The sequence below is a fragment of the Streptomyces justiciae genome (assembly GCF_015163075.1).
GTDB classification, from domain to species: Bacteria; Actinomycetota; Actinomycetes; order Streptomycetales; family Streptomycetaceae; genus Streptomyces; species Streptomyces justiciae.
In genome coordinates this window covers 131,986-151,784 of sequence record NZ_JADDXU010000021.1, presented here as the reverse complement: position 1 = coordinate 151,784, position 19,799 = coordinate 131,986, and the positions used below count along the sequence as shown (strand labels likewise).

General features: G+C 71.6%; 18 protein-coding genes. 5 read left to right on the top strand and 13 right to left on the bottom strand.

What is annotated here, in order from left to right; all coding sequences use genetic code 11:
- Both IQ210_RS40145 and IQ210_RS40140 read right to left on the bottom strand, forming a co-directional pair.
- Window positions 1-397: GNAT family N-acetyltransferase (locus tag IQ210_RS40145; protein WP_194084226.1), on the bottom strand; the 397-nt coding region annotated here is incomplete at its 3' end.
- Between the two features lie 40 nt (window positions 398-437).
- Window positions 438-836, bottom strand: coding sequence for a RidA family protein (locus tag IQ210_RS40140; RefSeq protein WP_228049336.1), 399 nt, complete (start codon window positions 834-836; stop codon window positions 438-440).
- A 72-nt stretch (window positions 837-908) separates the two neighbouring features.
- Here IQ210_RS40140 and IQ210_RS40135 point away from each other — a divergent pair, with 72 nt between their 5' ends.
- Window positions 909-1,793, top strand: a complete 885-nt coding sequence (locus tag IQ210_RS40135; protein ID WP_194084211.1) for a LysR family transcriptional regulator — start codon at window positions 909-911, stop codon at window positions 1,791-1,793.
- On the opposite strand, the gene IQ210_RS40130 is transcribed toward IQ210_RS40135, so the two are convergent.
- Complete coding sequence (locus IQ210_RS40130; RefSeq protein ID WP_194084210.1) at window positions 1,777-2,670, bottom strand: LysR family transcriptional regulator; 894 nt, start codon at window positions 2,668-2,670, stop codon at window positions 1,777-1,779. The genes IQ210_RS40135 and IQ210_RS40130 overlap by 17 nt on opposite strands.
- A 126-nt stretch (window positions 2,671-2,796) precedes the next feature.
- Here IQ210_RS40130 and IQ210_RS40125 point away from each other — a divergent pair, with 126 nt between their 5' ends.
- Window positions 2,797-3,708 (top strand): SDR family oxidoreductase, encoded by a 912-nt coding sequence (locus IQ210_RS40125; protein WP_194084209.1) that lies wholly within the window; start codon window positions 2,797-2,799, stop codon window positions 3,706-3,708.
- A 545-nt stretch (window positions 3,709-4,253) separates the two neighbouring features.
- The gene (locus tag IQ210_RS40120; protein ID WP_194084208.1) at window positions 4,254-5,291 is read left to right on the top strand and encodes an isopenicillin N synthase family dioxygenase; all 1,038 of its coding nucleotides are present in this window, start codon (window positions 4,254-4,256) and stop codon (window positions 5,289-5,291) included.
- 106 nt (window positions 5,292-5,397) lie between these two features.
- Here IQ210_RS40120 and IQ210_RS40115 read toward each other — a convergent pair whose 3' ends face one another.
- Complete coding sequence (locus IQ210_RS40115) at window positions 5,398-6,501, bottom strand: citrate synthase 2 (protein ID WP_194084207.1); 1,104 nt, start codon at window positions 6,499-6,501, stop codon at window positions 5,398-5,400.
- 280 nt (window positions 6,502-6,781) lie between these two features.
- On the opposite strand from IQ210_RS40115, the gene pdxH reads away from it, so the two are divergent.
- The gene (gene pdxH, locus IQ210_RS40110; protein WP_194084225.1) at window positions 6,782-7,411 is read left to right on the top strand and encodes a pyridoxamine 5'-phosphate oxidase; all 630 of its coding nucleotides are present in this window, start codon (window positions 6,782-6,784) and stop codon (window positions 7,409-7,411) included.
- A 67-nt stretch (window positions 7,412-7,478) separates the two neighbouring features.
- Here the strand turns inward: pdxH and IQ210_RS40105 are convergent, their stop codons facing one another.
- From IQ210_RS40105 to IQ210_RS40070, 8 genes are read right to left on the bottom strand one after another with little or no spacing between them, the layout of a single operon-like run.
- On the bottom strand, window positions 7,479-8,111 hold the full coding sequence (locus IQ210_RS40105) for a TetR/AcrR family transcriptional regulator (RefSeq protein WP_194084206.1): 633 nt from the start codon (window positions 8,109-8,111) through the stop codon (window positions 7,479-7,481).
- On the bottom strand, window positions 8,099-8,845 hold the full coding sequence (locus IQ210_RS40100) for an enoyl-CoA hydratase family protein (protein ID WP_194084205.1): 747 nt from the start codon (window positions 8,843-8,845) through the stop codon (window positions 8,099-8,101). The genes IQ210_RS40105 and IQ210_RS40100 overlap by 13 nt, the downstream gene beginning before the upstream one ends.
- The gene (locus IQ210_RS40095) at window positions 8,842-10,410 is read right to left on the bottom strand and encodes a 4-coumarate--CoA ligase family protein (RefSeq protein ID WP_194084204.1); all 1,569 of its coding nucleotides are present in this window, start codon (window positions 10,408-10,410) and stop codon (window positions 8,842-8,844) included. The genes IQ210_RS40100 and IQ210_RS40095 overlap by 4 nt, the downstream gene beginning before the upstream one ends.
- A 29-nt stretch (window positions 10,411-10,439) precedes the next feature.
- Window positions 10,440-11,576 (bottom strand): acyl-CoA dehydrogenase family protein, encoded by a 1,137-nt coding sequence (locus IQ210_RS40090; protein ID WP_194084203.1) that lies wholly within the window; start codon window positions 11,574-11,576, stop codon window positions 10,440-10,442.
- Window positions 11,577-11,618: 42 nt separating this feature from the next.
- Window positions 11,619-13,460, bottom strand: coding sequence for an acetyl/propionyl/methylcrotonyl-CoA carboxylase subunit alpha (locus tag IQ210_RS40085; protein WP_194084202.1), 1,842 nt, complete (start codon window positions 13,458-13,460; stop codon window positions 11,619-11,621).
- A 19-nt stretch (window positions 13,461-13,479) separates the two neighbouring features.
- The gene (locus IQ210_RS40080; protein WP_194084201.1) at window positions 13,480-15,078 is read right to left on the bottom strand and encodes an acyl-CoA carboxylase subunit beta; all 1,599 of its coding nucleotides are present in this window, start codon (window positions 15,076-15,078) and stop codon (window positions 13,480-13,482) included.
- On the bottom strand, window positions 15,075-16,760 hold the full coding sequence (locus tag IQ210_RS40075; protein WP_194084200.1) for an acyclic terpene utilization AtuA family protein: 1,686 nt from the start codon (window positions 16,758-16,760) through the stop codon (window positions 15,075-15,077). The genes IQ210_RS40080 and IQ210_RS40075 overlap by 4 nt, the downstream gene beginning before the upstream one ends.
- Entirely contained in the window at window positions 16,757-17,551 is a 795-nt protein-coding gene (locus tag IQ210_RS40070; RefSeq protein ID WP_194084199.1) for a TIGR03084 family metal-binding protein, read from the bottom strand. The genes IQ210_RS40075 and IQ210_RS40070 overlap by 4 nt, the downstream gene beginning before the upstream one ends.
- 149 nt (window positions 17,552-17,700) lie before the next feature.
- Between IQ210_RS40070 and IQ210_RS40065 the strand changes: the two genes are divergently transcribed.
- Entirely contained in the window at window positions 17,701-18,468 is a 768-nt protein-coding gene (locus IQ210_RS40065) for a hypothetical protein (RefSeq protein ID WP_194084198.1), read from the top strand.
- Window positions 18,469-18,813: 345 nt separating this feature from the next.
- On the opposite strand, the gene IQ210_RS40060 is transcribed toward IQ210_RS40065, so the two are convergent.
- Window positions 18,814-19,779, bottom strand: coding sequence for an EamA family transporter (locus IQ210_RS40060; protein WP_194084197.1), 966 nt, complete (start codon window positions 19,777-19,779; stop codon window positions 18,814-18,816).
- Window positions 19,780-19,799: the final 20 nt, after the last annotated feature.

Genomic DNA, 19,799 nt, shown 5'->3' with positions numbered 1-19,799 from the left:
CCAGCCGGAGATCGACCCACTCGTCGCTCTCGCCGTCGAGCACATACCGCTCGACCTCGACGAAGCCCTGTCTCCCGGCGAAGCGCAGCCCGTCCTCGTTGACGGCCAGCACACACGTCTCGATCACCTTCGCGCCCAGCACGCGCGCGTGGGCGAGCCCGTTCTCGTACAGCGCCGTCCCGTATCCCCGCCGCCGGTACTCGGGCAGCACGCGCGCGATGACGGTCGCCACCGCGTCCTCGCCCTCCGGCGGGCGCACGGTGGAGCAGCCGACGAGGACGTCACCGACGTACGCGTTCTCCAGGCGGTAGCGCGTACTGCGCTCCCGCACCACGTCGAGGTCCAGCGGGTCGGCCGGGATGATCACGTTGTGGACGTACCGCCACTGTTCGAGCATGGCGTCGCCGACGGCACGCTCCAGCCGGACTATCGGAAGATCAGACACGTCCTCCACTTCCCCGCCGCGCGTACACCTCAATCTCGATCTTCATACGAGGATCGGCGAGTCCGCACATCATCATCGTCGCCGCCGGCCGCACCTGACCGAACACCCGCCGCAGCACCGGCCAGCACGGCTCGAAGTCCTCCCGGTCGGGCAGCAGATACCGCACCCGGACGACGTCCTCGAAACCGCTCCCGGCCTCCGCCAGGGCCGCCTCGATGTTCCGCAGACACTGCGCCGCCTGCTCGACGACGTCGTCGGAGATGGTCATCGTCGCGTAGTCGTAGCCGGTCGTCCCGGAGACGTGCACCCAGTCGCCGTCGACCACGGCACGGGCGTACCCGATCTGCTCCTCGAACACCGAACCGCTGAGAATCGCGCGTCGCTTCGTCATGCGCCAAACCGTAGGTGAGCTGCGGTTATACGTCGAATATCCAGCAGCGGATGAAGTGATATCCATGGGGATATGGAGCAGCGACCGGAACTCCCCCTTCCCCAACTCCACGCCTTCGTCGTCCTCGCCGAGGAACTGCACTTCGGGCGGGCCGCCGCACGGCTCGGCATCGCCCAGCCGCCGCTGAGCCAGCAGATCCGGCGCCTGGAGGACAAGGTCGGCGCCCCGCTCCTCGTACGCCCCCCGGGTCCCGTCGCCCTCACCCCGGCCGGACGGGAACTGCTCCCCGCCGCCCGCCAGGCCCTCGCCGCACTCACCGACGGCCTGGCTGCGGCCCGCGCGGCGGCCGCCGGCCGGACCGGCACCCTGCGCCTGGGCTTCGCCGCGTCGCTCGCCCTGACACTGCTGCCGGGACTGCTACGCACTTACCTGGACCGCTATCCCCAAGTACGCCTGGACATCCGCGAGATGACCACCGCACCCCAGCTCACCGCCCTCCGAGACGGGTCCCTCGACGTGGGCCTCCTGCGCGAACCACCGTCCGCCGACCCGGACTTGTCCTTCCGTACGGTCCTGACGGAGCCGTTCGTGGCGGTGCTGCCCCGCGCCCATCCCCTGGCGGCCCAACGCCGGGTGACGCCCTCCGAGTTGGCCGAGCACCCCTTCGTCCTCCTGCCGCGCGAGGCGGGCCCCGGACTCCACGACCGCATCACCGGCCTCTGCGCCCCGCACGTCGCCCAGCACGCCACCGAGTGGCAGACCGTCTGCGCCCTCGTCGAGACCGGCCTCGGAGTCTCGCTCGCACCGGCGAGCATCCGCCGTATCCGGCTCAAGGGGGTCGCCTTCCGGCCCCTCGCCGCAACGGACGCGCGGACCGTGGTCGCGGTGGCCTGGCGCTCGGGCGACGACAGTCCGCTCGTCGCGAACCTCCTGGAGACGGTCACGCACCCGGGGTGAGATGGTCCCGCGCGGCCTTGCGGAAGGCGGTCACCAGGCGGTTGCGGTCGTCCGCGCGGGTGGCGACGACGACATGGCTGGGCTCGACACCCTCCAGCGGGACCATGGTGAGGTCGGGCCGCAGGACCCGGCCCACGGACTGCGCGGCGACGGCCAACGACTCGCCCGCGGCGACGAGTTCGAACTTGTCCTCGACCGCCTCGATGAGCGGCCCGTCCGGCGCCGGGCGCCCGTCCGGACGCGGCTCGAACCGCCAGAACGCGCTGCGCACCGGGTCCGCCGTACGCGGCAGCCGCTCGTCGGCGATGTCGTCCAGCGTGACGGCCTCCTTGCCGGCCAGCCGATGGTCCAGCGGCACGATCAGCACGCGCGGCTCGTCGTAGAGGACCGTCACCCGCAGCCGCTCGGTGCGGAACGGCAGCCGGGTCACCACCGCGTCGACCCGGTGCTCGAGCAGGGCGTGATGTACGTCGTCCCAGTTCAGGTGGGCGGTCAGCACCTCGGCGTCGGGGTGCCGGTGCCGTACCGCCCGGACCGCCGGGGTGACGATGATGCCCGAGGTGAAACCGACCGTCATCCGATGCGGCTGAGCGGCGGCACGCGCGCGTACGGCCGCCTGAGCCGCCGCCCGCAGCAGCGCCTTCGCCTCCGGCAGAAAAGCCTCCCCCGCCTCCGTCAGCCGCGTCCCCTGCGGCGTCCGGTCCAGCAGCCGCGCCCCCAACTCCCGCTCCAGCCGCTGCACCTGACGGCTCAGGGAGGGCTGGGTGATGTGCAGGGCCTCGGCGGCACGACCGAAGTGGCGATGCTCGGCGACGACGGTGAAGTACCGGACGAGACGGAGATCGAGGTCCACGGGGATCGACTGAGAGTCGGCCATACGGCGAGCTTAGCTGCGGTGATGCCCAGATCGCATTGCCGCATACGAAAGAGGCTTTGGACGCCGGGCCGCTGCGGCGCGGACGCTGGAGGCATCCCGAATTCCATCCCTCTGGGGGTCATCAGCATGCGTGTGTTCGTCACCGGCGCCAGTGGCTTCGTGGGCAGCGCCGTCGTACGTGAACTGCTCGGCGCCGGTCATGAGGTGGTCGGCCTGGCCCGCTCCGACTCCTCCGCGGCGGCGCTGCGGGCGGCGGGCGCGGAGGTGCACCGCGGCGACCTGGACGACCTCGACAGCCTGCGCCGCGGAGCGGAGGCGGCCGACGGTGTCATCCACACCGCCTTCAAGCACGACTTCTCGAACATCGCCGCCTCCGGCGTGATCGACCTGCACGCCATCGAGGCCATGGGGTCGGTGCTGGAAGGCACCGGCAAGCCGTTCGTGACGACGTCGGCGTTCCTGGTCGAGCCGGGCATCTACGCCACGGAGGAGGACGCGGCCCACCCGGACTCCGTGGCGCCCTTCCGCGTCCCCTCCGAGGAGGCCACCCTCGCCCTCGCCGACCGCGGCGTACGCGCCACGGTCCTCCGCCTGCCTCCGTCCGTCCACGGTCACGAGGACGGCGCCTTCGTCCCGAAGCTCATCGACATCGCCCGCGACAAGGGCGTCTCCGCGACGATCGACGCCGGCACCAACCACTGGCCCGCCGTCCACCGCCTCGACGCGGCCCGCCTCTACCGCCTGGCCCTGGAGAAGGCCGACGCAGGCACCCGCGTCCACGCGATCGACGACGAGGGCGTCCCCCTCCACGCCATCGCGACCGCGATCGGCCAGGGCCTGGGCGTACCGGTGGTGCGGCTACCGCAGGCCGAGGCCGCCACCCACTTCGGCTGGTTCGCCCACTTCATCGCCCTCGACCTCCGCGCATCCAGCACCCTGACCCAACAGCGCCTGGGCTGGAAGCCGGAACAGCCGAACCTGCTCGCGGACCTGGCGGAGGGGCACTACTTCGGGGAGGGGCGCAGGAGCATCCTCTGAGAGGTCGGGAGCAGGCTGCTCTCGGAGGGCTCGGAACCGGCTCCGTCAACATCTCGAAAAACGGGTTGATCGGGCGCCGAGGGCTTCTTAGGCTGCTGCTACTTCAGAAGGGAGGTGGTTCGGCAGATGTATTCATACCGGACGGAAGAGGTGGCTGCGGGCTAGCGGCCCGTCACCACATTCAGTGCGGTGCCGGACCAGTGCGCGATAGACGCGTGCAGCCGGCCCAATCCCAAGCAGTCACCCGACCCGTGAGCTCGCCGGTACGTCCGGCCGGCTCCCCCGCTGAGGCGGGGGGACCCGAGCTCGCGGGTCGTCTGCGTTTCTCGCAGAGATACGGGGAAGTTTTGCGGGCGTGATCTGCGACACCCGGCATTCTTGCGGCACGCAGTACCCTGACCGCATGCTTTCGCTCGTTCGACGCCGCCACGTGGACTACGTCCGCGTCACGAGCATGGGCTGTCGACGCTCCGTCTGAGCCTCCAGCCCTTCCGCGCAGCCATTCGCTGCCGCCTTTTCTCCCTCTCACCCTTTGCGGACGCACCATGACCCACGTGTCGACGAATCCGTCGAATCCGTCGTACCAGCAGCTCCCGATCGTCGATCTCTCCGCCGCCGACCGCGGCCCCCAGGCCCGTGCGCTGCTCCATGCCCAGCTGCACAGTGCCGCCCATGACGTGGGGTTCTTCCAGCTCATCGGGCATGGGGTTCCCCGGGGCGAGCTCGATGCGCTGCTCTCCGCCATGCGGAGGTTCTTCGCGCTGCCCGAGCGTGAGCGGCTCGCCCTCGACAACGTACGGTCGCCGCACTTCCGGGGGTACACCCGCACCGGCGACGAGCGCACCGGTGGCAGTCGGGACTGGCGGGATCAGCTCGACATAGGGGCCGAGCGACCCGCCCGGATACCCGGCCCGCACGAGCCCGCGTACTGGTGGCTCCAGGGGCCCAACCAGTGGCCCGACTCCCTGCCCGAGCTGCGTACCGCCGCGCTCGCCTGGGTCGAGCGGCTCAGCTCGGTCGCCGAGCGGCTGCTGCACGAGCTGCTCGCCTCCATCGGAGCGCCCGCCGACTTCTACGACCCGATCTTCGGCGAGCCGGCCCACCCGCATCTCAAGCTCGTGCGCTATCCGGGGAGTGCCGGGGACGGCGCCGATCAGGGCGTCGGTGCCCACAAGGACTACGGGTTCCTCACCCTGCTGCTCCAGGACCAGGTCGGTGGCCTTCAGGTGCAGCGTGAGGACGGGCTCTTCCATGACGTGCCGCCGCTGGAGGGGGCGTTCGTCGTGAATCTCGGGGAGTTGTTGGAGGTGGCCACGAACGGGTATCTCGTGGCCACCAACCACCGGGTCGTCTCCCCGCCCGGCGCCACTGAGCGGTTCTCCGTGCCGTTCTTCTACAACCCACGGCTGGATGCGCGGGTGGAGCCGCTGCCCTTCGCGTACGCGTCCGCCGCCCCCGGCGTCGCCGACGACCCGTCCAACCCTCTCTTCGCCGAGTACGGCTACAACGAGCTCAAGGGCAAGCTGCGGGCACATCCGCTGGTGGCGGAGCGCCATCACCAGGACTTGCTGACTCCGGCTTAGGCAACGCCCTCAGGGGCGCGGGGCTGTATCGATTTGCGGCTCCGCCGCGTGGGCGCGACCAGCCACTGACTGGCCCGCAGCCGCCCGCGCCCCTCAGCCACCCACCTCACTGGGCGGCAATGCTCCCGTACCCCTCGATCTCCTGAGGGCTCCGCACCCCCGGCCCCACATACCGAGCAGAAGGCCGCACCAGCCGCCCCGTCCGCTTCTGCTCCAGAATGTGCGCCGACCATCCGGCCGTACGAGCGCACGTGAACATGGACGTGAACATGTGCGCCGGAACCTCGGCGAAGTCCAACACGATCGCCGCCCAGAACTCCACGTTCGTGGCCAGGACGCGGTCGGGGCGGCGGGCATGCAGCTCCGCCAGCGCCGCCTTCTCCAAGGCTTCCGCCACCTCGAAGCGCGGCGCGCCCAGCTCCCGCGCCGTACGCCGCAGCACGCGCGCGCGGGGGTCCTCGGCCCGGTACACCCGGTGGCCGAAGCCCATCAGCCGCTCGCCCTTGTCGAGGGCCTGCTTGACGTACGCCTCGGCGTCGCCGGTCCGCTCGATCTCCTCGATCATGTGCAGGACGCGCGACGGCGCACCGCCGTGCAGCGGACCCGACATGGCGCCTACGGCACCCGAGAGCGCCGCGGCCACGTCCGCGCCGGTCGAGGCGATGACCCGCGCCGTGAAGGTGGACGCGTTCATGCCGTGCTCGGCGGCGGACGTCCAGTACGCGTCGACGGCCGCGACGTGCTTCGGGTCGGGTTCGCCGCGCCAGCGGATCATGAAGCGTTCGACGACGGACTGGGCCTTGTCGATCTCGCGCTGCGGGACCATGGGGCGGCCCTGGCCTCGGGCGGACTGGGCGACGTAGGACAGGGCCATGACGGCGGCGCGGGCGAGGTCGTCGCGGGCCTGGGCCTCGTCGATGTCGAGGAGGGGTTTGAGGCCCCAGACGGGGGCGAGCATGGCCAGGGCCGACTGGACGTCCACGCGGATGTCGCCGGAGTGGACCGGGATCGGGAAGGGCTCGGCGGGCGGCAGGCCGGGGCGGAAGGCGCCGTCGACGAGCAGGCCCCAGACGTTGCCGAACGAGACGTGACCGACGAGGTCCTCGATGTCGACGCCGCGGTACCGGAGGGCGCCGCCCTCCTTGTCCGGTTCGGCGATCTCCGTCTCGAACGCGACGACTCCTTCGAGGCCAGGTACGAAGTCGGACATCAGGCGGCTCCTCATGATGTGTGCGACGGATGACGCCGACGGATCCACGGCCTGTGCGGGGCTCGCGGTCCTGGGCGGTCACCCCTGTGATGCCCCGTTCGGTCGGCGGTCACCCCAGGGGGGTGGCATCTGCACCATATCCCCGAGTGCCACCCTTGGGCAGGGTTCGCGGCACTCAGTGCCACCTTCCGTGGAGTGACGTTCGATACGGCAAGATGACCACGTGACCGACGCACACGCCGTCTCCCATGGACCCGACGCCGCCCCCGATCCCGCTTCCATGCGCAAGCAGTACCGGGCCGAGGGGGTCTCCGAGGCCGAGCTCGCCGCGACCCCGGTGGAGCAGTTCGCGCGCTGGTTCAAGCAGGCCGCGACGGAGGCTCATCTGTTCGAACCGAACGCGATGGTGGTGTCGACGGCGGACGCGGAGGGGCAGCCGAGTTCGCGGACGGTGCTGCTGAAGCAGTTCGATGAGCAGGGGTTCGTCTTCTACACGAACTACGACTCCCGCAAGGCGCGTGACCTCGCGGAGAATCCGTACGTCTCGCTGCTCTTCCCGTGGCATCCGATGGCCCGCCAGGTGATCGTCAGCGGGGTCGCGCGTCGTACGGGGCGGGACGAGACCGCCGCGTACTTCCGTACCCGGCCGCATGGTTCGCAGTTGGGCGCGTGGGCCAGTGAGCAGTCGTCGGTGATCGGGACGCGGGCCGATCTGGAGGCGTCGTACGCCGAGTTGGCGGCCCGTTATCCGGAGGGCGAGCAGGTGCCGGTGCCGCCGCGCTGGGGTGGCTTCAGGGTGGCTCCACGGACGGTGGAGTTCTGGCAGGGCCGGGAGAACCGGTTGCACGACCGGCTGCGGTACGTGGCGGAGGCGGACGGGAGCTGGCGGGTGGAGCGGCTCAGTCCTTGAGAGGCTCAGCCAATGAACCTGCTGGCCTCTGAGAGGCTCAGCCACTGAACCTGTCGGCCACTGAACCTCAGTCCCTGAGCGCCGATTCCACCAGTGCCGTCCATTGTGCGACCACCTTCTCCCGGCGGCCCTTGTCGTCCGTGAGCAGGTTGGCCAGGCCCAGGCCGCGGGCCATGTCCAGCAGGCCCTGGACCGTCTCCCGTACGCCCGGTCTGGACTCGTCCGCGCCCAGCAGGTCGACCGCTATGCGGTGGGTCTCGCGGCCGACGCGGGCCTCCAACTCCGTCACCTGGGGGCGGAGTTGTTCCTCATTGGAGGCGGCGACCCACAGGTGGAGGGCGGCGCGGAAGAGCGGGCCGGTGTAGAGGTCGACCAGGGCGGCCACGACGGCCCGGCGGTCGCCCGCCGCGCCCTGCGGGAACAGGGCGCGGATCGCGCCGGAGCGTTCCTCGGCGACGTACTCCACGGCCGCCGTGAACAGGTCCTCGCGGGTCGGGAAGTGGTGCTGGGCGGCGCCCCGGGAGACGCCCGCGCGTTCGGCGACGACGGAGACCGTGGAGCCCGCCCAGCCGCGCTCGGCGAGGCAGGCCACCGCGGCTTCGAGGAGCCGCTGCCGGGTGGCCCGGCTGCGGTCCTGCTTCGGCGTGCGTTCGCCGGGGGAACGGTCCATACGGTCGCCGACCGTGCTCACAGCGCCCATGCGGGGTCCCGTCGTTCTAGGAAGGCTGTCATGCCCTCGCGGGCCTGCGCGGAGGCGAACAGGCGGGCCGAGAGCGCGGTGAGGTCGGCCGCGTCCCGGTCGAAGGCTTCCAGCACCCTAACCGTGAGCAGCCGCTTCGTCTCCGCCAGGGCCTCGGGGGCGGCTTTGCGCAGTCCTTCCAGAACGGGTTCGAGTACGGCGTCCACGTCGTCGCCGGTCGCCGTCAGCAGGCCGATGCGGGTGGCCTCGGCGGCGTCGAAGCGTTCGCCGGTGAGGTAGTAGCGGGCGAGGGCGCGCGGGTCGGTGCGGGGCAGGAGGGGCAGGGAGATGACGGCGGGGGCGACCCCGATCCGTACCTCCGTGAAGGCGAAGGTCGCTCCGGTGGCCGCCGCGCCGATGTCGCAGGCGGCGAGCAGTCCGAGGCCGCCCGCGCGGACGTGGCCGGTGACGCGGGCGAGGACGGGTTTCGGTGCGGCGACGATCTGGCGGAGGAGGCCCACCAGGGCGTCGGGGTCGGGTGGGTCCTTGAGGTCGGCGCCGGCGCTGAAGGTGTTGCCGGTGTGGGTGAAGACGACCGCGCGTACGTCGCCGTCCTTGGCGCAGTCGGTCAGCGCGTCGGCCAACTCGCCGACCAGGGCGGCCGACAGGGCGTTGCGGTTGTGCGGGGAGTCGAGGGTGAGGGTCTCGACGCCCCGCGCGCGGGTGCGGCCGATCAGGGTCGTGTGCGCTGTCATGTGAGCTCCCTCAGCCGGCGGCGCAGGATCTTCCCGGAGGCGGCGCGCGGGACGTCGTCGATGAAGGTGACCTGGCGGACGCGTTTGTAGGGGGCGACGCGTTCGGCGACGTACATCATGACCTCTCCTTCGGAGAGGTCGCCGGCGGTGGGCTGGCGGACGACGTAGGCGTGCGGGACCTCGTTGCCCTCGTCGTTGTAGACGCCGATGACGGCGGCGTCGGCGATGCCGGGGTGGGTGAGGAGCAGGGCTTCGAGTTCGGCCGGGGCGACCTGGAAGCCCTTGTATTTGATGAGTTCCTTGACGCGGTCGACGATGAACAGCCAGCCGTCGGCGTCGACATGGCCGACGTCGCCGGTGTGCAGCCAGCCGTCGGTGTCGATCATCGCGGCGGTGGCGTCGGGGCGGCCGAGGTAGCCCTTCATGACCTGGGGGCCGCGGATGAGGATCTCGCCGGCCTCGCCGATGTCGAGGTCCTTGTCGGGGTCGTCGAGGGAGACGACGCGCATCTCGGTGCCGGCGATGAGCTTGCCGACGGTGCCGGCGGGGGCGTCGCGCATGCCGTCCAGGGGGACGACATGGGTGCCGGGCGACAGCTCGGTCATGCCGTACGCCTGGCCGACCGGCGGCAGGTTCAGCCGGGCCGAGCAGGCGGCGGCGAGCCGGGCGTCGAGGGGTGCGGCGGCGCTGATGATGTGCCGCAGGGACGACAGGTCGTACTGCGCGACGAGCGGGTGCTTGGCGAGCGCGAGGACGATCGGCGGGGCCACGAACAGGTCGGTGATGCGGTGGTTCTGGATGGCCGCGAGGTAGGTCTCCAGGTCGAAGCGGGGCAGGACGACGACGGTGGCGCCCTGCCGGAGCGGGGCGTTCATCAGGGCGGTGAGGCCGTAGATGTGGAAGAAGGGCAGGACGGCGAGGATGCGGTCGCCGGGCTTCGCCGGGATCAACGGCTCCAGCTGGGCGAGGTTGGTGGCGATCTGGGAGTGCGTGAGCATCACGCCCTTGGGGACGCCGGTGGTGCCGGAGGAGTACGGCAGCGCCGCCACGTCCTCGACCGGGTCGATGTCGACCTGCGGCTCGGGGGCCCTCGTGCCCAGCATGTCGATGAGCGAGCGGTGTCCTGGAGCGCTGTCGCAGACGAGGATCTCCTCGACTCCGCCCGAGAGTTCGGCCGCCCTGCGGGCCGTGTCGAGGAGGGGGGAGACGGTGACGATCCAGCGGGCCGCCGAGTCGGTGAGCTGTTTGGCGAACTCCTCCGCGGTGGCGAGCGGGTGCACGGTGGTGACGGAGGCGCCCGCGCGCGTGGCCGCGTAGAAGGCGGTCGGGAAGGCGATCGTGTTGGGGCTGTGCAGGGCGAGCACGTCCCCCTTGCGCACCCCCGCCTCGGCGAGCCCGGCGGCCACGCGCCGGTGGAAGGCGTCCAGTTGGGCGTACGTGAGGGTGGTGCCGTCGGTGCCGTCGATCAGGGCGGGTACGTCGCCGAACTCGGCGGCGCGGCCCAGTACGGCTTCGTGGATGGGGAGTTCGACGGTCGGGACGTCTGCGTACTCGCTGCGGAACATGGTTCCTCCTCGCACAACGCTGTGCCGGGTCAGTACGACTTGGGCAGGCCGAGGGTCTGGTGGGAGACGTAGTTGAGAATCATCTCCCGGCTCACCGGAGCAATACGAGCCACGCGCGCGGCGGTTATCAACGAGGCGAGCCCGAACTCGCGCGTGAGACCGTTGCCGCCCAGGGTGTGCACGGCCTGGTCGACCGCTTTCACGCAGGCCTCCCCCGCCGCGTACTTGGCCATGTTCGCCGCCTCTCCCGCGCCGACGTCGTCCCCGGCGTCGTAGAGGTGGGCCGCCTTCTGCATCATCAGGCGGGCCAGCTCCAGGTCGATGTGCGCCTGGGCGAGGGGGTGGGCGATGGCCTGGTGGGCGCCGATGGGGGTGTTCCAGACGGTGCGGTCGCGGGCGTACGTGATCGCCTGCGCGAGCGCGTAGCGGCCCATGCCGATCGCGAACGCGGCGGTCATGATGCGTTCGGGGTTGAGGCCGGCGAAGAGCTGGAGGAGTCCGGCGTCCTCGTCGCCGACGAGCGCGTCCGCGGGCAGCCGTACGTCGTCGAGCGTGAGCTCGAACTGCTTCTCGGCTGCCTGGAGTTCCATGTCGATCTGGCGGCGGTGGAACCCTTCTGCGTCCCTCGGGACGATGAAGAGGCAGGGCTTGAGGCGGCCGGTGCGGGAGTCCTCGGTGCGGCCGACGATGAGGGTGGCGTCGGCGATGTCGACGCCGGAGATGAAGACCTTGCGGCCGGTGAGGAGCCAGTCCCCTGTCTCCGGGTCGCGGCGGGCCGTGGTGGTGATGCGGTGGGAGTTGGAGCCGGCGTCGGGTTCGGTGATGCCGAAGGCCATGGTGCGGGTGCCGTCGGCCAAGGCCGGGAGCCATTCCTGTTTCTGGGTCTCGGTGCCGAAGCGGGCGATGACGGTGCCGCAGATGGCGGGTGAGACGACCATCATCAGCAGGGGGCAGCCTGCGGCGCCGAGCTCTTCGAGGACGATGGAGAGTTCGGAGATGCCGCCGCCTCCGCCGCCGTACTGCTCCGGCAGGTTGACGCCGAGGTAGCCCAGTTTGGCGGCCTCGGACCAGAGGGCTTCTCGGTCGAAGCTGCGGCCGTGGCGTTTGCCGAGGGCGGCTACGGCGGCTCGGAGGGCTTTGTGTTCTTCGGTTTCGGTCGTGGTCATGTGGCTCCTTCGTCGTGGCTGGTCGCGCAGTTCCCCGCGCCCCTAGGGCGTGTCCACCACCGCAAGCAGAGAACCGACTGTGACTTGCTGCCCGGGTACGGCGTGCAGAGCGCTCAGCACTCCTGTCACCGGGGCTGAAATGCGGTGTTGCATCTTCATCGCTTCGAGCCAGACGATCGGTTCACCGGCCTCGATCTTTGCCCCCACCGTCAGGCCCTCGGCGACCTTGACCACCGTTCCCGGCATCGGGGCCACCAGAGAACCCGGGGCCAGTTGTGCCTTCGGGTCGGGGAGGCGGGGCAGGGCCCTCAGCGCCGTCGTGCCGGCGTACACCTCGTCGTCGTACCTCGACACCTCGTACCGGCGCTGTACGCCGTCCACTTCGAGTACGACCAGACGCGCGTCGGCGTGCACCACTCGCACCCCGTCCGCCTCCAGGCCCTCCCGTCCCCAGCGGTACCGGACCTCGATCTCCTCGCCCGCCACCTCGTACCGCTTCACCTGCGGCTGTGAAGGAACGTTGCGCCAGCCGCCGCCGAAGCGGGAGCGGCCGTGGGCGTCGGCGAGGGCGGCGGCCAGGGGGGCGTACGGGTCAGAGGGTCGTGAGGTCAATGACGTGAGGTGGCGGTCGTAGAACGCCGTGTCCATGGCCGCCGTCGTGAACTCCTCGTGGCGCAGGGAGTTGACCAGGAGGGTTCTGTTGGTCGTCGGGCCGTGGATGTGGGCCCGTTCCAACGCGCCGGCCAGTTTGCGGATCGCCTCCGCGCGCGTGGGGGCGTGGGCGACGGCTTTGGCGAGCATGGGGTCGTAGTGGACGCCGATCTCGTCGCCGTCCTCGTAGCCGGTGTCCAGGCGGATGCCGGGGATCGTGAGGCGGTGCAGGGTGCCGGTCTGGGGGGCCCAGTCCTGGGCCGGGTCCTCGGCGTAGAGGCGGGCCTCGACGGCGTGGCCACGCGCGCGTGGGGGCGTTTCGGGGAGGGGCTGTCCCTCTGCGACGGCGATCTGGAGTGCGACCAGGTCCACGTCGAACACCGCCTCCGTGACGGGGTGCTCGACCTGGAGGCGGGTGTTCATCTCCAGGAAGTGCGCCTTGTCGTCGGCGACGAGGAACTCGACGGTGCCCGCGCCGACGTAGGAGACGGCGCGCGCGGCGCGTACGGCCAGCGTGCGCAGCTCCTCTTCGAGCCCCGGGGAGAGCCCGGGCGCCGGGGCCTCCTCGATGACCTTCTGGTGGCGGCGTTGCAGGGAGCAGTCGCGGGTGCCGAGCGCCCAGACGGTGCCGTGGGTGTCGGCGAGGATCTGCACCTCGACATGGCGGCCGTTCTCGATGTACGGCTCGACGAACACCTCGCCGTCCCCGAAGGCGCTCGCGGCCTCGGCGCGCGCGCCCTCCAGCGCGGCGCTGAGCTCCTCCAGGCGGCGCACGATCCTCATCCCGCGCCCCCCGCCGCCCGCGGCCGCCTTCACGAGCACCGGCAGGTCGGACGCGCTCACCTCCCCCAGCGGCTGGAGCCCCATCAGCTCCTTCGCGCGCGTCTTGGAGGCCATCGCCTCGATCGCCTCCGGAGGCGGGCCGATCCACACGAGCCCCGCGTCCAGGACGGCGCGGGCGAAGTCGGCGTTCTCGGAGAGGAAGCCGTAGCCGGGGTGCACGGCGTCCGCGCCGGCGGCGACGGCGGCCTTCACGATCAGGTCGCCGCGCAGATACGTCTCGGCGGGCGTCGCCCCCGGGAGTCGTACCGCTGTGTCGGCCACGCGCGTGTGGCGGGCGTTCGCGTCCGGGTCGGAGTGCACGGCGACCGTTCGGATTCCCAACTCACCGCAGGTGCGGAAGATCCGGCAGGCGATCTCGCCGCGGTTCGCGACCAGAACAGAAGTGATCATGGAAGTCACGGGAGGTCCCTCACATCCGGAAGACGCCGAAGCCGCCGCGCGCACCCTCGTACGGCGCCGTGTGAATGGCCGACAGGCACAGGCCGAGGACCGTGCGGGTGTCGCGCGGGTCGATGACGCCGTCGTCGTAGAGGCGGCCGGAGAGGAACATCGGCAGCGACTCGGACTCGATCTGCTGCTCCACCATGGCCCGCAGGGCCGCGTCGGCCTCGTCGTCGTAGGGCTGGCCCTTCGCCGCCGCCGACTGCCGGGCGACGATCGAGAGGACACCCGCCAGCTGCTGCGGGCCCATCACGGCGGACTTGGCGCTGGGCCAGGCGAAGAGGAAGCGCGGGTCGTAGGCGCGGCCGCACATGCCGTAGTGCCCGGCGCCGTACGACGCCCCCATGAGCACCGACAGATGTGGAACCTTCGAGTTGGACACCGCGTTGATCATCATGGCGCCGTGCTTGATGATGCCGCCCTGCTCGTACTCCTTGCCGACCATGTAGCCGGTGGTGTTGTGGAGGAAGAGGAGGGGGATGTCGCGCTGGTTGGCGAGCTGGATGAACTGGGCGGCCTTCTGCGACTCCTCGGAGAAGAGCACCCCTTGGGCGTTCGCCAGCACGCCCACCGGATAGCCGTGCAGGGCCGCCCAGCCGGTCGTGAGGCTCGTGCCGTACAGCGGTTTGAACTCGTCGAAGTCGGAGGCGTCGACGATCCGGGCGATGACCTCGCGGGGGTCGAAGGGGGTCTTCAGATCTCCGGGAACGATGCCGAGGAGTTCGTCGTTGGAGTATTTGGGCGGCTCGGCGAAGCCTGGATCGTCGTACGCCTTCCGGTGGTTCAGGCGTGCCACCACTCTCCGCGCCTGCCGCAGCGCGTCCCTCTCGTCAACCGCGAAATAGTCCGCGAGACCCGACACGCGAGCGTGCATCTCCGCACCGCCGAGCGACTCGTCGTCGCTCTCCTCGCCGGTGGCCATCTTCACCAGCGGCGGACCGCCGAGGAACACCTTGGCGCGCTCCTTGACCATGATCACGTGGTCGGACATGCCGGGGATGTAGGCCCCGCCCGCCGTGGAGTTGCCGAAGACGACGGCGACCGTGGGGATTCCGGCGGCGGAGAGCCTCGTCAGGTCCCGGAAGATGGCACCCCCGGGGATGAAGATCTCCTTCTGGGAGGGGAGATCGGCGCCCCCGGACTCCACCAGGCTGATGCAGGGGAGCCGGTTGGCGAGGGCGATGTCGTTGGCCCGGAGTGCCTTCTTCAGGCTCCACGGGTTGCTCGCGCCGCCGCGCACGGTCGGGTCGTTGGCGGTGATCAGACACTCCACGCCCTCGACGACCCCGATGCCGGTGACCAGCGAGCCGCCGACCGGATACTCGCTGCCCCAGGCGGCCAGCGGGGACAGTTCGAGGAAGGGCGTGTCCGGGTCGAGGAGCAGTTCGATGCGTTCGCGGGCCAGCAACTTGCCGCGTTTCCGGTGCCGTTGGACGTACTTCTCGCCGCCGCCCGCGAGCGCCTTGGCGTGCTCGGCGGTCAGCTCGTCCAGCTTGGCGAGCATGGCCTCGCGGTTCGCCCGGTAGTCGGGACCCGCCGTGTCCAGGGCGGAGTCGATGACCGTCACAGGAGGGCCTCCGGGATGTCCAAGTGGCGGGAGCGCAGCCATTCGCCGAGCGCCTTGGCCTGCGGGTCGAAGCGGTGCTGGGCGGCGACACCGGCGCCGAGGATGCCCTCGACGACGAAGTTGAGGGCGCGGAGATGGGGGAGCTGGTGCCGGGTGACCTTCAAGTCGGCCGTCTCCGGGAGGAGTTCGCGGAAGCGGTCGACGGTGAGCGTGTGGGCGAGCCACCGCCAGGCCTCGTCGGTCCGGGCCCACACCCCCACGTTGGCGTTGCCGCCCTTGTCCCCGCTGCGGGCCCCGGCGACCAGGCCGAGGGGCGCCCTGGTCAGCGGGCCCTCGGGCAGCGGCTCGGGGAGGGGTGGTTCCGGCGGGCTCTCGAGTACGAGGGTGTCCTGGGCCGGCGCCACAGGGATACGGCGGCCGTCGTGGAGGACGGCCACATGGTCGACGGCGCCATGGGGGACGTACACATCCTCGAAGACCCCATAAGGCGCGCCCTTTCCGGGTGGGGCGAGCACATGGAAGCCGGGGTAGCTGGCGAGGGCGAGTTCGACGGCGGCACTGCTCAGTGCCCGCCCGACCGCGTCCTGGTCGGGGTCGCGTACGACGAGCCGCAGCAGGGCGCTGGCGGTCTCCTCGGTGTCGGCGTCCACGCGGTCGGTGCGGGCCAACTCCCAGTGCACCGAGGCGACTTTGCCGAGGACCGGCTCCATCTGCGCGCGCACCAGCGCCGCCTTCGCCTCGATGTCGAGACCGGTGAGGACGAAGACGACCTCGTTGCGGAAGCCGCCGAGCTTGTTGAGGCCGACCTTGAGGGTGGGCGGTGGGGCCTCGCCGCGGACGCCGGAGATGCGGACGCGGTCGGGGCCGTCCTGGGCGAGGCGGACGGTGTCGAGGCGGGCGGTGACGTCGGGTCCGGCGTACCGGGCGCCCTGGGTCTCGTACAGCAGCTGTGCGGTGACCGTGCCGACGTCGACGAAGCCGCCGGTGCCGGGGTGTTTGGTGATGACGGCGGTGCCGTCCTCGTGGAGCTCGGCAAGGGGGAAGCCGGGGCGGCGCAGGTCGTGGCTGCTCTTGGCGAGTGACTCGGCGAAGAAGGCGTAGTTGCCGCCGGTGGCCTGCGTCCCGCACTCCAGGACGTGCCCGGCGACGACGGCGCCCGCCAGCCGGTCGTAGTCCGTCGGCTCCCAGCCGAAGTGCGCGGTGGCGGGCCCGGTGACCAGGGCCGCGTCCGTCACCCGCCCGGTGACGACCACGTCGGCGCCCGCGCGCAGGCACTCCGCGATGCCGAAGCCGCCGAGGTAGGCATGGGCGGCGAGGCTGCCGGGGTGGGCGGCGGTCAGATCGTCGCCCTCGACGTGGGCGACGCGGACGGGGACGCCGAGCCGGTCGGCCAACTCCCGTACTCGGGTGGCGAGTCCGGCCGGGTTGAGGCCACCGGCGTTTGCGACGATCCGTACGCCCCGCTCGTGGGCGATGCCGAGGCACTCCTCCAACTGCCGCAGGAACGTGCGGGCGTACCCGGCGCCGGGGTCCTTGAGCCGGTCGCGGCCCAGGATGAGCATGGTGAGTTCGGCGAGGTAGTCGCCGGTGAGGACGTCGAGTTCACCGCCGGTGAGCATCTCGCGGAGGGCGTCGAAGCGGTCGCCGTAGAAGCCGGAGGCGTTGCCGATGCGCAGGGTCACTTGCCGGCCCCTTTGGGTACGCGCCCGTCTCCCGGCGGTCCCGCGAAGGCCTGGGCGATGTCCAGCCAGCGGTCGGCGCACTCCCCCACGGCGGTCAGGGCGAGGTCGGTGCGGTGGGCGCGCTGGGTGACCAGGAGGCAGAAGTCGAGGGCGGGGCCGGTGACGCGGTCGGCGGCGTCCTCGGGGCCGTAGATCCACAACTCGCCGGAGGGTGCGACGAGTTCGATCCGGAACTCCTCGAACGGCGGGGTCAGTCCGTGCACCCCGAAGGCGAAGTCGCGGGTGCGGACGCCGAGTCGGGCGATGTGCCGCAGCCGGTCGGTGGGGGTGCGGGTGACGCCGAGCGCGTCGGCCACGTCCAGGCCGTGGGCCCAGGTCTCCATCAGGCGGGCGGTAGCCATGGAGGCGGTGGACATGGGCGGGCCGTACCAGGGGAAACGGGCGCCGTCGGGAGCGGCCCGCAGCGCGTCGGCCAGGTCCTCGCGACCCGCCCGCCAGTAAGCGAGCAGCCGCTCCGGAGGCTTCGCCGCGCCCTCCTCGGCGCCGTTGTCCACGAAGTCCCCGGGCGCGGCCAGCGCCTTCTCGACCTCACGCGAGAAGGCCTCCTGATCGGTCACGGCGAGCAGGGAGGAGTGGTCCGTCCAGGCGAGGTGGGCGATCTGGTGGGCGACGGTCCAGCCGGGGGCGGGGGTCGGCGACGACCACTGCTCCTTGCTCAACCCGGCCACGAGCAGGTCGAGTTCCTCGCTCTCCGCGCACAGGTCGTCGATGACGGGCGTGGGATCTGCCATGGCAGCGAGGATGGCAGCGGCGCCATAAACAAGCAAGCGTGCTTGCATTCTTTTCGGGGATCATTTCGAGTGAGTACGGCTACTCATGCCGCCGCGCGCCCGGGCGGGAACGATGAACGAGGGGGACAGCCGACCCGGAAGGTGGGGGCATGGGCAGGTTTCTGGCGGGGGTCGGGGCCGTGGTCGCGGCCGGGGTGGCGCTGATCGTGGCCTATCTGGCGGGGGCGCCGGCGGATGTGGTGTTCGGGGCCGGGGCGGGGGTGCTGAGCCTGTTGTGGCTGCTGCTTCTGCTGACCGTGCCGTGGAACCTCTACTTCCGGGCGCATGCCGTGCTCGCGGAGATCGCGGTGAGCCGGGAGAAGGGGCTGAAGATCTCCTCGGCCCGGGACGCCGAGGCCCGGCGGATCGCCCGCGCGATGCTGCGGACGGCGGTGGCCGGGCATGTGGTGACGGCGGCGGTCGTCGTCGCGGTCACGTGGGCGACGGGGGCGTTCACGGGCTACTGGTTCGCCGCGTTCTTCCTGCTGAGTACGTTCTTCCGCCCGGCCGGCGCCTGGTTCGGCCAGCTCCGGCGGCGGCTCGGGACCCTGCTCAAGGACGTCACGTATCCCCGGGACGACGTGGTCGAGCTGAACGCCCGCCTCGACCGCGCCGAGACCGGGACGCGGGTGCTGGAGGAGAAGGCGGAGGAACAGTACCGGGCCCTCGCCGAACTGCGCCGGACCGTGGACGCGCTGGCGATGAGCGCGTACGAACGGGCCGAGGAGGCGGATCGCAGGATCGCCGCGCTGGGCCGGGAGTTCGAGTCCACGGTGAACCGCCTCACCGACAACCAGGAGATCATCGCGGGGGTGAAGGCGTTCCTGCGGTTGGTGCGGGCGCCGGAGCTGCCGGGGGATGCGGCGGCGTCGGGGTGAGGACGGCCGCGCTGGGCGGGCTGAAGGACGGCAGTCCGCCGCGGACGCGGCGACCCCAGGGTGCGGGCGGCCGAGCGCTGCGGACGCGAGGCCTCAGGGTGCGGGCAGCCGAGTGCCGCGGACGCGACGGCCCGGGGTGCGGGCAGCCGAGCGCCAGAGACACGCCGGCCCGGGGTTGAGGACGGACATGCGCCGTGGACGCGGTGGCCTCAAGGTGTCAGCGGCAGTGCGCCGGGGGGACGGCGACCCAGGGTTGAGGACGGCCGAGCGCCGCGGACGCGGCGATTCCGGAGGGGGAGCAGCCGCGCGTCAGGGGCACGGCGGTCCCGGGTCGGCCGGCGCCGGTCAGGGCTCCTCCGGTAGCGCCACCGGCGGCTTCGTCTTCGCCCGCCCCGTCTGCGTCAGGACCACGCCCATGCTGGCCGCGATGACCAGGGCGATGGCGGCGGCCTCCGTAGCGGACAGGGCCTGGCTCAGGACCAGGAAGCCGGCCGTCGCGGCGATGGCCGGTTCCAGGCTCATGAGGATGGCGAAGGTGGAGGCGGGCAGGCGGCGCAGGGCGATGAGTTCGAGGGTGTAGGGCAGGACCGAGGAGAGGACGGCGACCGCCGAGCCCAGGGCGACGGTCGTGGGGTCGAGGAGCCTGGTGCCGGACTCGACGATGCCGAGCGGCAGGAACACCACCGCCGCGACCGCCATGGCGAGGGCGAGCCCGTCGGCCTGCGGGAAGCGGCGGCCGGTGCGGGCGCTGAAGACGATGTACGCCGCCCACATGGCGCCCGCGCCCAGGGCGAAGAGGACGCCCACGACGTCGAGGCTGCCGAAGCCGCCGCCGCTGAGCAGGACGACACCGGCGAGGGCCAGCCCGGCCCACACGAGGTTGATCGCGCGGCGGGAGGCGAGGACCGAGAGGGCGAGGGGGCCGAGGACTTCCAGGGCGACCGCCGGGCCGAGCGGGATGCGGGCGATGGACTGGTAGAACAGGCCGTTCATCCCGGCCATCGTGAGGCCGAAGACGATCACCGTGGCCCAGTCGGCGCGGCTGTGTCTGCGCACGCGCGGCCGGCACACCACCAGCAGCACGATCGCCGCCGCCACCAGCCGCAGCGTCACCACGCCGAGCGCCCCGGCGCGCGGCATCAGGCTCGCCGCGAGGGCCCCGCCGAACTGCACGGAGATGCCCGCGGACAGCACCAGGCCGATGGAGCCGAGGGAGCGTCGGCGGTGGGCGGCGCCTGCCGTCGGCTCGGCGGGGGCGGTCGGGGCGGCCGCGGTCGCCGAGGGCGAGGCGGCGGTGCTGGGGGTGGTCACGGGGCCTTCCAGGGGATCGG

Coding starts and splice junctions, on each gene's coding strand:
- IQ210_RS40140 (WP_228049336.1), bottom strand. CDS start 836: ATGACGAAGCGACGCGCGATTCTCAGCGGTTCGGTGTTCGAGGAGCAG.
- IQ210_RS40135 (WP_194084211.1), top strand. CDS start 909: ATGGAGCAGCGACCGGAACTCCCCCTTCCCCAACTCCACGCCTTCGTC.
- IQ210_RS40130 (WP_194084210.1), bottom strand. CDS start 2,670: ATGGCCGACTCTCAGTCGATCCCCGTGGACCTCGATCTCCGTCTCGTC.
- IQ210_RS40125 (WP_194084209.1), top strand. CDS start 2,797: ATGCGTGTGTTCGTCACCGGCGCCAGTGGCTTCGTGGGCAGCGCCGTC.
- IQ210_RS40120 (WP_194084208.1), top strand. CDS start 4,254: ATGACCCACGTGTCGACGAATCCGTCGAATCCGTCGTACCAGCAGCTC.
- IQ210_RS40115 (WP_194084207.1), bottom strand. CDS start 6,501: ATGTCCGACTTCGTACCTGGCCTCGAAGGAGTCGTCGCGTTCGAGACG.
- pdxH (WP_194084225.1), top strand. CDS start 6,782: ATGCGCAAGCAGTACCGGGCCGAGGGGGTCTCCGAGGCCGAGCTCGCC.
- IQ210_RS40105 (WP_194084206.1), bottom strand. CDS start 8,111: ATGGGCGCTGTGAGCACGGTCGGCGACCGTATGGACCGTTCCCCCGGC.
- IQ210_RS40100 (WP_194084205.1), bottom strand. CDS start 8,845: ATGACAGCGCACACGACCCTGATCGGCCGCACCCGCGCGCGGGGCGTC.
- IQ210_RS40095 (WP_194084204.1), bottom strand. CDS start 10,410: ATGTTCCGCAGCGAGTACGCAGACGTCCCGACCGTCGAACTCCCCATC.
- IQ210_RS40090 (WP_194084203.1), bottom strand. CDS start 11,576: ATGACCACGACCGAAACCGAAGAACACAAAGCCCTCCGAGCCGCCGTA.
- IQ210_RS40085 (WP_194084202.1), bottom strand. CDS start 13,460: ATGATCACTTCTGTTCTGGTCGCGAACCGCGGCGAGATCGCCTGCCGG.
- IQ210_RS40070 (WP_194084199.1), bottom strand. CDS start 17,551: ATGGCAGATCCCACGCCCGTCATCGACGACCTGTGCGCGGAGAGCGAG.
- IQ210_RS40065 (WP_194084198.1), top strand. CDS start 17,701: ATGGGCAGGTTTCTGGCGGGGGTCGGGGCCGTGGTCGCGGCCGGGGTG.